The sequence below is a fragment of the Nocardia sp. NBC_01377 genome (assembly GCF_045040005.1).
GTDB lineage: Bacteria > Actinomycetota > Actinomycetes > Mycobacteriales > Mycobacteriaceae > Nocardia > Nocardia noduli.
Genome location: NZ_CP109566.1, coordinates 7,453,493 through 7,467,233, shown reverse-complemented (window position 1 = coordinate 7,467,233; position 13,741 = coordinate 7,453,493). Strand labels below are relative to the sequence as shown.

Genomic DNA, 13,741 nt, shown 5'->3' with positions numbered 1-13,741 from the left:
GGCCGACTGTCACTGGGCGGTCCAGCCGCCATCCATCACCAGCACCGAGCCGGTGAAGAATCCCGCTTCCTCCGTCGCGAGATAGGCGACCGAGGAAGCCGCTTCCTCGGCAGTGGCGATGCGGCCCAGGGGGTGAAGCGATCGGAACAGCGCCGCAGCGTCCTCGTCCGCTCCGACCGACGACCGGTACATCGGCGTATCCACAGACGCGAACGCCACGGCGTTGATCCGGATATTCTGCGTGGCATATTCGAGGGCCGCGGCTTTCGTCAGCCCGATCACGCCGTGCTTGCCCGCTACGTACGCGCTGATACCCGCGCCGAAGCCCACGACGCCCAGCTGTGAGGCGTTGTTGATGATGACGCCGCCACCCCGCCGCTGCATGGCGATGATCTCGTGGCGCATCGACAGAAAGGTGCTGGTCAGCACCGTGTTGACGTCTGCGGTCCACGTGCTGGGGTTCTGTTCGGCAACGAGTCCCATCGAGCTGAGTGACCCCGCGTTGTTGAACGCGATGTCCAGGCCGCCGAACTGGTCTACCGCAGTGGCGACGGCTTTTTCGAGATCGCTGTCCACCGTGACATCGGTAGCGACACCGACGGCCTTTCCGCCGAGTTCGGCGATCTCGGTGGAAACTCGGTCCAGCTGGTCGATTCGCCGGGCGGCCAGCACCACAGCGGCTCCGCGCGCCGCCAGTGTCTTCGCTGCGGCCTCACCGATACCTGAACTGGCTCCGGTCACCAGAGCGACCTTGCCGTGAAGATTGCCTGTGGTCACCGGCTTCCTTTCTGCATCGGGCGTTCGACCGGAACGCCGAGCAACGATCCGTACTCGGCCCATGAACCGTCGTAGTTCTTGACGTCGTCGTGGCCGAGTAATTCCCGGAGTACGAACCAGGTGTGGGCTGATCGAGCACCGACCCAGCAGTAGGTGATCACGCCGGCCTCCACGTCGAGGCCGCCGAACCGTGTGGCCAGTTCGTCGTCGGATTTGAAAGTGTCGTCGGGATTGACAACTTCGTCCCAGGGCAGGTTGACCGCTCCCGGAATATGCCCCGATCGCTGGGCGACCTCGTACGGACTATTGCCCGGTGCGAAGGCGGGTCCGGCGAAAGCGGGCGCGAACAGTAGGCCGCTGTACTCGTCCGGGGTTCGGACGTCGACGATGCTCGCCGCACCGATCGCGGCGATGACGTCATTGCGTCCGGCACGCACAGAAGGGTCCGGCGTGGGCATGTGATAGACCGCTGGGCGAGGCGCAGGTAGGTCCGTAGCCAGCGGACGCTTGTCCAATTCCCACTTCCGGCGGCCACCGTCGAGCAGTTTCACATGCCGGTGGCCGTAGTGCGTGAAGTACCAATAGGCCAGTGCCGCGAGCAAATTGGAGGCCACGGAATAGATGACAACGGTGTCGTCGTTGCTGATCCCCTTCGCGGACAGCAAATCAGCGAATTGGTGCGGTCCGATGAGGCCCAACGTCAGTTCATCCTGGAACTCCGACCAACCGATCCATATCGCGCCCGGCACGTGCCCGCGCAGATAGTCCGCCTGCTCGTTGCCGGTTTCGATGAACACCAGACCAGGTGTACCGAGATTCTCCTCGGCCCAGGTTCCGCTCACCAGCGCGGTTCCGCGTCCTCTGGAATTATTTGATTCGCTCACGCCACAGCCACTTTCGGGTCGTCGAGGTCGGTATCCACGCGGTCGCGGTACCACGCCACGCCACTCAAGGCGATTCCGGCGACGGTGACGGCGGCCGCGACCAGATACACCGATCGCAGGCCGCTGCTGTCGATGACTCGCCCACCCAGCCAGCCCGCGAAGGCGGCGGCGAGCTGGTAGGCCGACGCGTTCACCGCCATGGCCAGTGTCGGCGCTGCCGCCGCAGTGCTCAGCACTCGTGCCTGCATCCCGGGGATCACCGAGAAGCCCAGTGCGCCGAGGACGAACACCATCACCGCGATGAGCACGGCGTTGGCGCTGACCAGCCACATGACAGCGAGCGCTCCGGTCAACAGGGTCAGCAACCCGATCTGCGAAGGCATCAGGGCCCGGTCCGACAGGCGACCGCCGATGAGGTTGCCCACGGTCGCGCCGACACCGTAGACCAGCAGCCAGCCGGCGACCGAGCCACTGGTGAAGTTGCTGACATCGGTCAGCAGCGGCGAGAAATAGGTGAACACCATCAGCACTCCGGCATTGGCGATCGCGGTGATCGCGATCGCCAATTGCACATCACGACTGCGGAATACCCGCATCTCGGCCAGCGCGGACCCGCCTGCGTTCGCCACCGCCGGGACCAGCCGGGTCACCAGCAGTAACCCGAGTGCGCAGACCGCGGCGACCGCCGCGAAGGTGGCACGCCATCCGTACTGGGAACCGATGAAGGTGCCCAGTGGCGCGCCCAGGATCATCGCCAGGTTCATCCCGAAGACCAGTTTCGACACCGTCGAAGCCTGCTTGCCTTCCGGTGCTGTCGACACTGCGGTGACGATCGCGTTGGCGAAGAAGGTCGACGTCACCAGCGCGGTGATGATCCGGGCTGCGAACAGGGCCTCGTAGGCGGGCGCGAGCGCGGATGCGATATTGCCCAAGACGGCGATCACCAGCAGCGTCACCATCAGGGGTTTGCGGGGAAATCGAGTGGTGAGAGCGGTCAGCGTAGGACCACCGATGATCATTCCGATCGCGTATGCCGTGACGAGGAGCCCAGCGGCTGGGATGGAGACATCCAGGTCGGCGGCGACGTCGGGCAGGATCCCCGCGATGACGAACTCGCCGGTGGTGATGCCGAAGACGCACAACACAAGTGATGCGAGACTCAACCGCATGGTTCTCTTCTCTCTCCGTTCGGGAATTGGTCGATGTGTGAGGAGCCGTCGCTAGGGCATCGGCGCGGGGCCCGCATAGCTGTACCCGTAGGTGGTACCGAGCGAAATGATGTGGTCGAGATCGGGACCGACGTCCTCGGTCGGCATCCGGGTCGCCTGCGCGGGTGGCATCTCGTTGGCGAGGAACAGATCGAACTGGGGCTTGTTGCCCAGGTCCGGAGTCGAGTGAATGGTGAGAAACCTGACCTCGTCCGAGATGGCGACGAATCCGTGCGGGACCATCCGCGGGATGACCATCGTCGTCCCGGCCTCGGCGAGCTGCTCCTGTCCGTCACAGACCATGCGGAGCGCACCGTCGAGCACCAGGAACACCTCGTCCTCGATGTGGTGATAGTGCAACGGGGTGTTGTATCCGCGCTTACCGGTGTGCTGCACCACCGTGAAGGAGTCCCGCGTGGTCTCACCCGGGACCCGGATGTGCGCGACCCCATCGAGCAGGGAAACCGCAGTCTGTTCGGCCTCCGGGATCAGGATCCCTTTGTCGTCGATCCCGATGTCCAAATTGGTCATGTCACTCCTCTATGAATTCGCCGAGGAACGACTCGGTTCCCCGGGGGCTGGACAGGGTCTGCCACATCGCGATCGGGTCGTTGAAGTTGTTGATGAACGCTTCGGCGATCCGTTTGTCCTCGGCGGCCTTCGCGAACAGCGTGGTGGTGTGTGCCGGCGGGGGCCCGAGAAACGCGGCACTCCAGTCCACAACGTTGCGGGCATGTGCCCACAGCTGCTCCGAGGCGCCCCGGCAGAACGCCTCGTCGTAGGGGCCCGTCTCCGCCACGAGCAGATCGGCGAGCGCGAACGCTGTGTGCGAACCGAGATTCGCGCCCTGCGCGGTCAGCGGGTCGTTGGTGATCCACGCGTCGCCGATCGCGATGGCGCACTTGCCGTTCGGCAGCAACGCCCAGCCGTGGCGGACCGTCGGGGTCACGCTGCCCCGCGCCAGCTCGCCGGGTCCTATGAGCGCGAAATCCCCGGAATCGACACGTTCTCGGAGTCCGGGCGCGAATTCGCCGAGCAGAGCGAGGACCCCACGGTAGAACGTCGCGGGTTCGACAGCGGGATCGACCTTGGAGATCGGCTCGAGCGGTCCGCCGGGAACAGCTTCGAACGCCAACACATCGGCCCTGCCTTGTGGTGTCAAAAACGGGATCCGGAAGATTTCCCCAACGCCGGGGAGCAGGCACAGGTCCAGCGATTGTGGTGTGTCCTCGCCGATTCCGCGGTACAAGCCGCTGCAAAGGGTTCGCTGGGGAGCGTCGAACACCGAGCGCGAAGCGTCACGTGGGAACAACTCCCGCATCGAGCGATCGCCGTTGGCGACCACCACCAGGTCGTGCTGCTCGGCCACGTCGGTGATCGGTCGCGTTCCGACGACGACCTTTCCGCCACGCTCGGTGAACCTGGCGCACAGGTGCGGTAGGTAGAGCCGGAAGTCCACGACGCTCGACGGCGGACGCAGCTCTCCGTGAAATGCCAGGGTGCGATCGCCCGTGCCGACAGTGACATCCCAGCGCCGCACCTGGGCGTCGGGAGTGTCCCAGTCGAAAACTCCGAGTTGCCGTTCTCTTTGCTGGGTGGGGCCGAATCGAGCCGGGAAGTTGCGGGGTCGCCCGGTCGCAAGCTGGTCGAGTTCCTGTGCGGAGTAGACCATGACCTCGATCCCGAGTTGCTGGAGCCGCAGGGCGAGTTGCAGACCGGAAATCCCGGTTCCCACAATGCCGATGGTGGTCATACGGTGATTTCTCCGATCTGTGCGGGAGCACGGAGTTCGCGAGTCAGCCAGGCCACCGACTCGAGGGTGAACGCCGCTGCCTCGGGCGAAGCCATGGCCGACGCCGGTATCAACATCGGGTGTTCGAGACCCGCGTCGACCAGCTCGCCTATCCGGTCGAGCACGGTCTGCCTGCTCCCGACGAGCACCTGATCCGCTACGACCCGGTCCGGGATCACTGCCATTGCATGCTGTACGTCTTCGCGTGTCAGGACATGCGGCAACAGATCCTTCAGCCCCTGGTACTCGGCACCGAAGGGGTGCTCGACACCGTGCGCACCCCACGCTTCGGCTCCGGCGTGCAGAGCGAGAAACCGGATGGGGGTGGAGTTCAGCAGCGCACGGGCCTGCCCATCGGTTTCGGCGACCACTATGGGCACCCCACCGGCGGCGACGATTGCCGCCGGATCCCGGCCCGCGGTCTCTGCCGCTTGCCGGACGACCCGCAATCGACGCGTGTACTCCTGCGGCACAACGAGTTCCGCTGGCAGCCATCCATCCGCGTATCTACCGGTCAAGGCGAGCATCCGGTCACGACTGCCACCGACCCATAACCGTGGCTCCAGACCTTCCGGAGCCCGCAGACCCATCAAGGCCTGATCCAGGGTGAAGTGCTTGCCTCGGAAATCGTGCGGCCCGACCCCGCCCAGCAGCATGCGCAGGATCTGCAGTGCCTCCTCCACCCGGTCAACTCGGCGATCGTGCGGCAGACCGTAGGGTTGCAGGTTCTCCAACGCGCCCGCTCCGATACCGAGCACCGGCGGCCGTTCGGTGAACTGTGCCAGCGTCAATGCCGTCTGCGCCAGAATCGCCGGGTGCCGTCGAATCGGGTCGGTGACCCCGACAATCAACTGGACCGGACCGGCGGACGACGCGAAGTTGCCCAACACCGTCGCGAAGTCGAGACATCGGTCCGGTGTCGGCGACTCCGACGCCAGGTAGGTGAAGTTCGTATCCCATGCCTGGCTCGGGAAGGCGTTGATCAGATGGTCGAATACCAGGAAGGCATCCAGGCCATGCGTTCGAGCCAGGTCGAGCAGGCCACGCCCGCTGTCGACGGAACCGACAGCATCCCAGACCAATCCGACGTTCACCGTCACTGCTCGCTCCTCGTCGACTGCGCCGCTTCGATGAACGCCGCGGTGTGCTCGGGCCTGCTGATGCTGTGCCACATCGCCGGTGGATCATCCAGATTCGCAATGAATGCGTCAGCGACCCGCTGGTCACCGGCCGCGACGGTGAGAAGTGACTGGACCTGAGGTGCGGGAGCACCGAGGAACATATTCGTCCAGTCGACGACCGGTTGCGCCGTTGCCCACAACTGTTCGGAGAGCGTCTTACAGAAGTCGGCGTTGTAGGCACCCTGGTGCGATGCCAGTGCTTGCGCGACCTGAAAAGCCTGCGCCGAACCGAGATTGGCCCCCTGCGCGGTGAGCGGGTCGTTCACGATCCAGGCGTCGCCGATCGCCAGAGCGTGCCCTTCGCCCATCTCGGCCCACCCCCGGCGGACCGTGGGCACCAACGCGCCATGCATGACATCGATAGGCCTGGTCAGGCCGAACTCCTTGTCGTCTATGCGCTCACGCAGGGATGGCGCATGGGTGGTGACGAGGTCGAGCACCCGCTTTGCGAACAGTTCGGGATCGACGCGATGCTCGGGCTGGGTGACGGTCTGGAACGCCATGCCGGGCACCGCCTCGATCAGCACAGCTGTTACACGGCCGCCGAACGAATGAAAGGTCGGCGCGTGGATCTCACCGACCCCCGGGATCATGTTCATGGTCATGCCCGGCGGATCCGGCGGCGCGATGCCCTGGAAGAGTCCGCCCGCAAGGATTCTCGGCGCCGTCCGAAAGGGGGATCGCGCCGGATCCCGGGGAAACACATCCTGCAACTCGGCACGCCCCGCCGCGACGACCAGCAGATCGTGGCGCGCGGCGAGGTCGGCGAGATCCCGGCTGTCCTCCGGTCGAAACCGCACAACCGTCCCACCGCGCCCGGTCACCGACTCGAGCAGTCCTGCCAGATACATCCGGAAGTCGACCGAGCTGGCCGGCCGCGGCAACGCGCCCCGAAGGACGAGGGATTCCTCACCCTCGATTCGCATGTGCATCCATGGGTTGTCGAATTCGCTCGACAACCATTCGGTGATTCCGAGCGAATTCTCACGCTCCCTAGTGGATGCGAAACGGGTGACAAAATTCAGCGGCGGCCCGCTTCGGATCTCGTCCGGATACTGGCGCGAATACAGGGTCGATTCGATTCCGAGTTGTTGCAGCCTCAGCGTGAGATGCAGACCTGATATGCCTGCCCCGACAATTCCGATAGATGTACCCATATCAAATCACTTCGACACGTTGCAGGTGCCGCCTCGTCGGCCCGCTGAACGCGTTTCTTCCGTGCACCAGCGAGAAGTTGTCGGCGATGAGGATGTCACCTTTGCGCCAAGTGTGGTAATAGCAGTACTCCCGGCGGTGCAGACGCTCGGAAAGTTCCTTCAGGAACAGCTCATCCGCGTCCTTCTCGATACCGTCCACCGTGACGGAGACCGGGTTTCGGTAGACATTCGGATCCAGTGGTTCCGCGAAACGAAGAACCGGAAGCCCGGTTGCCGGATGCTGCGAGACAAGCTTCTCGGTGACCTTGCCCCCATAATGTGCGAGCTTTTCTGTCGAGTACGTGAGACTGATCTTCGACCACAATTTCCGAGAGGTGTCGTCGGCATCTCGATACACGGCCGTAGTGTCGCAGAAAACGGTCTCACCACCGGCATCCGGAGTCGCGTCGAGACACTGGAAGAAGAACCATCGTGGGTCGGATTCCACGAAGGCGCCGTCCCAATGGAAGGGCACATCACCGCTGGCGAAGAGATAGTTCTTCGGGTCGTCCTGAACGACCAGGTCAACGACTTCGCCGACCTCCCATTCGAGTACTTCGCCCCAGCGCCGACAGTAGTCGGCGAATTCCTGCGTTTCCAGCAGCGAGAAGCCGCGCAACACCAGCACGCGGGACTCCACCGCCCATCGACCCAAGGTCTCGACCGGAATATCGGAGATCTGTGCATCACCGGATGCCTCGACCACGCGACCGAATGGTTGCAGAGGATTGTGTGAGACAGTCACGCAGAAAGCTCCTTCTCGGAATCCGCAGCGATATGCGGAGCGACGAAATGACTCGGGCGGTTGTGCCGCGAGACCATGGTTGCCCCGAGTTCCTCTGCTCTCCAACGCTTTACAAGCCTGCGATGGACTCCATCGTCGAGAACGACACCATGCCACGGAGTGAGCCAGCTGTCGCTTGTTCCCACCAGATGCAGCCCGAACTTCTCCGAATCCGGCGGCTGCGGGTGAATCGACAACCGGATCGCATCTGGGAAGTGCTCCGACACCACGCGGCTCCAAGCATTGCTGCGCCGAATGGTCTGATAAGCACTTTCCTTCGATCGATTACGAATCTTCGTTTTCGAGACCTCCCCGTCGTACGCGCTCATGGCATCCTCGAACATGAATCGATGAATACCATCGAAGAGTGCACGTGTAGCGGCGTCGGTTCGGATGTTCTCCTTTAATTCTTCGAGTGAGTCGGAGTAGTCGGACTCGAGCACACCGCGCAAGTGCGGGTAGTCCCGACTGTCGAAAGCATCGTCCAATCCGAACATGTCCAGGGACATCCATCCTGCGGTGGCGACGACCTTCTCTATATCGTCGCGGTATTCGCTCACAAGAATGTCGGACACGCCGACCACGTCGCCGAAGACATGACCGTCCGAACAGATAGTGATGCGAGCGCCCGGCGAATAGAAATGGCCGACGTAGTCACACAGCGACTGTAAGAATCCGAGTGCGATATTCTCGCCGAGATCTGGGGATGAACCCAGCACCTTGCTCCGATTCGGTGACTTCGCCGGAAAAGCCGGTATCACGAAATGGATAGCCTCGTTGCGACGGACGAAGTAATCGATCTTCGACTTACGTTTCTCGTAGGCTTCGCCGATGCGATCCGACGTTGTGGGAACCTCCTCGCCCGACTGATGGACGCGCTGATATCGGTGTAAGAATTCCAGAACTTTGCGGGAAATTTCATTCTCCACAGACATGGCGACAGCCACTCTCCAAACTCAAAATCCACCCCCGAGTGCGCCGGGAGATACCACTGATTCTCGGTCCCCGTTGACCCGATTCGAACCGCCTACGGCCCAGCCTGCGATCGATCCGGCGGTCGGTCGGCATCTCATGATGTCCGACCTTCCGTATCAACAGCCTGCCAGCAGAGCACACCGACCAGCAATGGCGCAACGATTAGAATCGGTGTAATTTGATAATGTGTCGATTATTGATCAATCCGAGCTCCGTCTGGCCGGCATCGACGATCCGACCACTCATCAGCTGCGACTACTTCTGACCCTCGCCGAGGAACTTCACTTCGGTCGCGCCGCACGTCGGCTGTACCTGACCCAACCCGCCCTGAGCCAGCAGATCCGCTCTCTCGAGGAACGCCTCGGCGTCGCACTGTTCCACCGTTCCAGTCGCCGGGTCGACCTGACCGCCGCCGGGCACGCGGTGCTGCCCGCAGCCCGCAGCGTGGTGGATGCGGCCGATGAGTTGCGCAATATCGCACGTCGCATGACGTCTGGATCCGAACGTCTTCGGCTCGGGGTGTGTGAGAGTTTCACCGCGTTGGCGTCCACCCGCAGCATCATCGCGGCGCTGAGCGAGCTCCACCCCGATCTCGGTCCGGACATTCGAGTGCTGGATCGATTCAGCGATCAACTCCTGGCCTTGCAATCGGGAGAGATCGACGCGGCCTTCGCCCATTTTCCGGTACCGAACGACCTGCACTGCGAACCACTCGCTGTCGAACCACGTCTGGCGTGCGTCGCGAGCTCCGATCCACTGACAGAGCGCTCGTCACTGGGCCTGACAGATTTTGCCGACCATCGGGTTACGAGCCTGGTATCACCGACATTCCGCGCAGGTCACGACTTCTGGTCGGTCAATCCGCGGCCGGACGGCTCCCAGGTCCGCTATGCCGCGCACCCCGGTTCGAGTTTCGAGTCGCTGCTGTCCACCGTCTCGCTCGGCGGCACGGTCGCCTTCGTGCCAGCAGTCGCCGCCGATCTTTATCCCCGACCCGACCTGCGCTACCTCGACGTCGAAGACCTCACCGAATGCATATTCGGCATCGCTTGGCACCCGGGTAACCCGGTTGCGGCGAAGGTGGCGATCTTGCAAGAAGTCGTCAACGACTACCAGCAGGGTGGCTCCGCTCGAGCGGATGCACTCGAGCGGGCGAAGGTAGCCGCAGAATCCACATAAACTATTGTGGTACAAGATATTTCGAATTTGGGGGGGGTTGCATGCCACAGGAGCAGCGACCGGCCGGGACGCAGTTGCCGTTGGCGCAGCGCTTTGCGAGCGCGTTGATCGATCTCGACGGAGTCGTCTATCACGGCACAGCGCCCGTGGATGGTGCCGTGGATGCCTTGGCCGCGGCGCGCTCGGCCGGGCTCCGAACGTTGTTCCTGACCAACAACGCCTCCCGCACTCCGCACGAGGTCGCCGCACTGGTCACCGAGATCGGCCTGCCCACGACCGCGCGAGACGTCGTGACCTCCGCCCACGCCGCGGCGGCATTGGCAGCTCGGCGGATTCCCGGAGCACGAGCACTTATGGTGGGCGGCCTTGCCATGAAGACGGCGCTGTCCGCACACGGCCTGACACCCGTTCACAAGGCAGACGACGACCCCGACCTCGTCGTCCAGGGCTTCGCACCCGATGTCGATTGGCGCCAACTGGCCGAGGTGGCGTACGCGGTTGGCCGCGGCGTTCCGTGGATCGTCACCAACAGCGATATCGCCGTACCCCGTGAAGGCGGAATCGCGCCCGGCAACGGCGCATTGGCCGAAGCGGTCCGGCTGGCCACCGGGGCAACTCCCGATTTCGCGGGTAAGCCGTACGAGCCGATTTACCGAGAAGCCCTGTCGCGCACCAGCGGCCCGCACCTGGTAATCGGTGACTCACTGGACACCGACATCGCCGGTGGCAATCGGATGGGGCTGCCCAGCCTGCTCGTCCTCACAGGAATCACCTCATTACGTGATCTGGTTGCCGCTCCGCCCTCCCACCGCCCCACCTACGTCGGCCTCGACCTGCAGGAGCTATTCCACACGAGAGAATCTGTCACCTACGACGGGTCCCGTTGGATCTGCGCCGGATGGGTGGTGTCGGCATCGGGTCACGACCTGACTCTGCAACCGCCGAACGGCGACATTGCGACCCGAAGGCAACTCCTGGACGCCGCACGGGCTCTCTGCCAAGCCGCGTGGGCCCGACCGGACATGGGCACGAGTCAGGCCCTGGCCACATGGCAGAACTGGACCCACCTTCGCTGACCAATCGGGCGCGCTGTCCGCCACGGTAAGGTCCCTCCGCCGAGCCGCAGAGCGAACTATCTTGTTCCGGCGGGAACCGGTCGATGCTAGCGGGCATCGAACCCACCCGGACCAGCCCCGCGAGTTCGTTCTGGATGCGTTGGGTGTTGTACCGCCCCCGATGGGAAACATTGCGCATTTTCGGCCCTCTTCTTCGGTCTGCGCGGTCCGCTGAACGGACCCGCGCCTTGACGGGCTGACCGGGTACCTCCAATGCCTCAGACCGCCGTCACGCGGCCGCTACGTTCGAAATCGCATCGAGGAAAATGAGGCTCCGGAATGGACGGATTCGAGCGTGGTGTGATCAGACGGATATCGGTCGAGATCGAGTACCCCGACGGCAGCATCACGGCAACCGAGATCCCTTTTCCCGCAGAGGTTTCGGAGATCGCATTCGATGAATCAGCAGTGATCGCGACCGACCTGTGTGCCTTCAACGTGTCCGAGTCGGACTGGCGAGCCAAATCCCGCGTTGATGGTCCACACCGATTCCGGCGCCGCCGGGATCCCGCTCGGCGCACACAACGACAGCCAGAACTGATCTCGAACCACCTCTCCAACCGATAGGCACTGCCTCACGCAGAGTTGGGAGGCTCAACGAGGAGCAACGATCCCTCGGCCCGGGTCGTCGCCCGTGGCGCCACGCCCGGGCGAGAACCTTCCTTGCGCTGGTCTGCGCGGCCTCCATGCACGCCCGCCGACGTCTGGGACCGGCGCGCTCCCCTTAACCTGCTGATCATCAACCGATTTCACAGTCCCCCGAATAGCCGACAGCATCAAACGAATCAGGCGCTGCGACTCGAACACAGCCCGAAACAGACCGACCCAGGTGCAGACGCGCGTCAACCGCGCCCGGCTCGAATCTCATTGACAGGCAACGAAGTCGAGCAGCCCGGTCCGAGTAGTCCGCCGGATCCGACTATCGACGAGTTGTGCACAGCCGACGTCGAGCAATCCTGTAGCCGGGTTTGCTAACAGCCGGGACAGCTCTGAACAGCAGTTCTGTCGTTGCCCAATGATGTTGTCCTCGAGGAATCCACTGGTTGTACACCGATTCCTCCCCAGGCCGTGTCGCTGGTTATGCACAGGTGATCACAGGCCCGATTGCACAGTATCCACAGCTGTTTTCGCACACAGGCTCTGACCTGGCGATCTCGGAAGTTGTGCTTGTGGATTCCTCGAGGAGTCCCTGGGGATTCCTCGAGGAATCCTCGAGTTGGTGCACAGTGTGCACAACCAGGGCGATCCGGTGGAACAACTCGAGGAGCACTCGAGGATGAGCGAGGGACAACTTCGGACCTTCCACAGACACCCCCGATTCATCCTCGAGTAACCCCACGGCCATCCCCACCCCGCCACACCACCGGACCTGCGCAGACGCGCCGAGTCCACAGATTCCACAGGGCCTATTACTACTATTTTTTCTCTCATGAGAGATCTCTCTTGAAAACAGGTGTGTGGAAACTCGGTCCGAGCGCATCCGCTCCGCAACCACACCAGTCACATGCAAGACCCACCGACCACCGAACTCGATTCGGCGCAACGGGACTTCGTGTCGGACGGCGACAGACCTGCCTGGAGAGGAGACCGGATTTCCTCACCACCTTGGGCGCTCCCACCGCTGCACCCGCAAGGTCGTCACTCGAACTCTCTGCGCCCGCCGTGGCTGCGGATGCTTCGTAACCACAACCAGCACAACGATATTCGTGAGGAGCTCTGTCGAAGCGCGGCTATGACGGGTATGGCAGCGACCCGGGTCTTCCGGACGCGGATATTCTGGGTAGGATGTGATTTCGCGGCGGTGGCCGACCCGGTACACCGGCCGGAACCCAGCTGGTGCGACCACTGATCTCATGCACATGAATGGTCCATGCCGGATCTTGGTGAGGAGCCAACAGGCACGAAGATGAGCATCGTCTCAGCTACGAGACCAGAGCGATCGGTTTGCACGAATCCGGCTCATCGACAGGAAAGTATGAAATGGCTCAAGGCATCGTGAAATGGTTCAACAGCGAGAAGGGCTTCGGCTTCATCGCTCAAGACGGCGGAGGCCCCGACGTCTTCGTGCACTACTCGTCGGTCAGCGGCTCGGGCTTCAAGAACCTCGAAGAGGGTCAACGGGTAGAGTTCGAGGTCGGCCAAGGCCAGAAAGGCCCGCAGGCTCAAGACGTCCGCGTCCTCTGACCGTCCGGCCACGAATCATCGGCGACGCGCAGCGTCGGCGTTCACGGGACTGCCGGTCGTTCTGATCGGAGACTTCCAGTAGAGGGATACCCAACCTCAGCTCAGTGAGTGAGGACCCACCCGACACGCCTGGTCGACGCCACGGTGCCGAGTTTCGGTCGCGGTAGGCAGTAGTGTCGCCGCTCGTCACGGCTGGTGTTCGGGCAATGAGGCCGGTCGTGACATCCGCGTTCGCGGTAGCCGTGTGCCTGTCCGGGATGTCGGTCCCCTCCTGCCCCTGGGCAGGCACACGGCCCGGGGTTGGCAGCAAGACCTGAGGAACACATCCAGGCCACACCGAGCTGGCGAGGGCTCTGGGCGGCCAGCTCGGTAGGACCGAGACCGAAGTCGTGAGCGCGAGCCTACGGCAGTGCTGCCACGGCAGGTTCGTCGAGACTGTAGAGCAGGGAGACCGGGTCTTGCGCCT

13 protein-coding genes are annotated in these 13,741 nt (G+C 63.2%); 4 read left to right on the top strand and 9 right to left on the bottom strand.

The genetic code is table 11. The features are described from left to right. Positions 1-9: 9 nt before the first annotated feature. The 9 genes from OG225_RS34415 to OG225_RS34375 form a co-directional block, all read right to left on the bottom strand. On the bottom strand, positions 10-777 hold the full coding sequence (locus OG225_RS34415; RefSeq protein ID WP_405178955.1) for an SDR family NAD(P)-dependent oxidoreductase: 768 nt from the start codon (positions 775-777) through the stop codon (positions 10-12). Continuing rightward, positions 774-1,661, bottom strand: a complete 888-nt coding sequence (locus tag OG225_RS34410) for a sulfurtransferase (RefSeq protein ID WP_405178954.1) — start codon at positions 1,659-1,661, stop codon at positions 774-776. Before OG225_RS34410 ends, OG225_RS34415 begins: the two co-directional genes overlap by 4 nt. Then, on the bottom strand, positions 1,658-2,830 hold the full coding sequence (locus tag OG225_RS34405) for an MFS transporter (RefSeq protein WP_405178953.1): 1,173 nt from the start codon (positions 2,828-2,830) through the stop codon (positions 1,658-1,660). The genes OG225_RS34410 and OG225_RS34405 overlap by 4 nt, the downstream gene beginning before the upstream one ends. Before the next feature lie 51 nt (positions 2,831-2,881). Beyond that, complete coding sequence (locus OG225_RS34400) at positions 2,882-3,400, bottom strand: cupin domain-containing protein (RefSeq protein WP_405178952.1); 519 nt, start codon at positions 3,398-3,400, stop codon at positions 2,882-2,884. A 1-nt stretch (position 3,401) separates the two neighbouring features. Beyond that, on the bottom strand, positions 3,402-4,604 hold the full coding sequence (locus tag OG225_RS34395) for a styrene monooxygenase/indole monooxygenase family protein (RefSeq protein ID WP_405178951.1): 1,203 nt from the start codon (positions 4,602-4,604) through the stop codon (positions 3,402-3,404). A 14-nt stretch (positions 4,605-4,618) separates the two neighbouring features. Beyond that, positions 4,619-5,761: an LLM class flavin-dependent oxidoreductase gene (locus tag OG225_RS34390; RefSeq protein ID WP_405178950.1), complete on the bottom strand. Its 1,143-nt coding sequence runs from the start codon at positions 5,759-5,761 to the stop codon at positions 4,619-4,621. Continuing rightward, the gene (locus OG225_RS34385) at positions 5,758-6,768 is read right to left on the bottom strand and encodes a styrene monooxygenase/indole monooxygenase family protein (RefSeq protein WP_405178949.1); all 1,011 of its coding nucleotides are present in this window, start codon (positions 6,766-6,768) and stop codon (positions 5,758-5,760) included. The genes OG225_RS34390 and OG225_RS34385 overlap by 4 nt, the downstream gene beginning before the upstream one ends. A 232-nt stretch (positions 6,769-7,000) precedes the next feature. After that, positions 7,001-7,783: a TauD/TfdA dioxygenase family protein gene (locus OG225_RS34380; RefSeq protein ID WP_405178948.1), complete on the bottom strand. Its 783-nt coding sequence runs from the start codon at positions 7,781-7,783 to the stop codon at positions 7,001-7,003. Further along, positions 7,780-8,769 carry an L-tyrosine/L-tryptophan isonitrile synthase family protein gene (locus OG225_RS34375; RefSeq protein ID WP_405178947.1) on the bottom strand — a complete coding sequence of 330 codons (990 nt, stop codon included), beginning with the start codon at positions 8,767-8,769 and terminating at the stop codon, positions 7,780-7,782. Before OG225_RS34375 ends, OG225_RS34380 begins: the two co-directional genes overlap by 4 nt. Positions 8,770-8,983: 214 nt before the next feature. On the opposite strand from OG225_RS34375, the gene OG225_RS34370 reads away from it, so the two are divergent. From OG225_RS34370 to OG225_RS34355, 4 genes are all read left to right on the top strand, one after another. Then, positions 8,984-9,976 (top strand): LysR family transcriptional regulator, encoded by a 993-nt coding sequence (locus tag OG225_RS34370; protein WP_405178946.1) that lies wholly within the window; start codon positions 8,984-8,986, stop codon positions 9,974-9,976. A gap of 41 nt (positions 9,977-10,017) precedes the next feature. Beyond that, on the top strand, positions 10,018-11,052 hold the full coding sequence (locus OG225_RS34365) for an HAD-IIA family hydrolase (RefSeq protein ID WP_405178945.1): 1,035 nt from the start codon (positions 10,018-10,020) through the stop codon (positions 11,050-11,052). Between the two features lie 318 nt (positions 11,053-11,370). Next, positions 11,371-11,658, top strand: coding sequence for a hypothetical protein (locus OG225_RS34360; protein WP_405178944.1), 288 nt, complete (start codon positions 11,371-11,373; stop codon positions 11,656-11,658). A gap of 1,413 nt (positions 11,659-13,071) precedes the next feature. Beyond that, the gene (locus OG225_RS34355; RefSeq protein ID WP_216911492.1) at positions 13,072-13,275 is read left to right on the top strand and encodes a cold-shock protein; all 204 of its coding nucleotides are present in this window, start codon (positions 13,072-13,074) and stop codon (positions 13,273-13,275) included. Positions 13,276-13,741: the final 466 nt, after the last annotated feature.

Bases quoted from the DNA above. Each gene is read 5' to 3' on its own strand.
- OG225_RS34385 (WP_405178949.1), bottom strand. From the start codon at position 6,768: ATGCGAATCGAGGGTGAGGAATCCCTCGTCCTTCGGGGCGCGTTGCCG.
- OG225_RS34355 (WP_216911492.1), top strand. From the start codon at position 13,072: ATGGCTCAAGGCATCGTGAAATGGTTCAACAGCGAGAAGGGCTTCGGC.
- OG225_RS34360 (WP_405178944.1), top strand. From the start codon at position 11,371: ATGGACGGATTCGAGCGTGGTGTGATCAGACGGATATCGGTCGAGATC.
- OG225_RS34365 (WP_405178945.1), top strand. From the start codon at position 10,018: ATGCCACAGGAGCAGCGACCGGCCGGGACGCAGTTGCCGTTGGCGCAG.
- OG225_RS34400 (WP_405178952.1), bottom strand. From the start codon at position 3,400: ATGACCAATTTGGACATCGGGATCGACGACAAAGGGATCCTGATCCCG.
- OG225_RS34405 (WP_405178953.1), bottom strand. From the start codon at position 2,830: ATGCGGTTGAGTCTCGCATCACTTGTGTTGTGCGTCTTCGGCATCACC.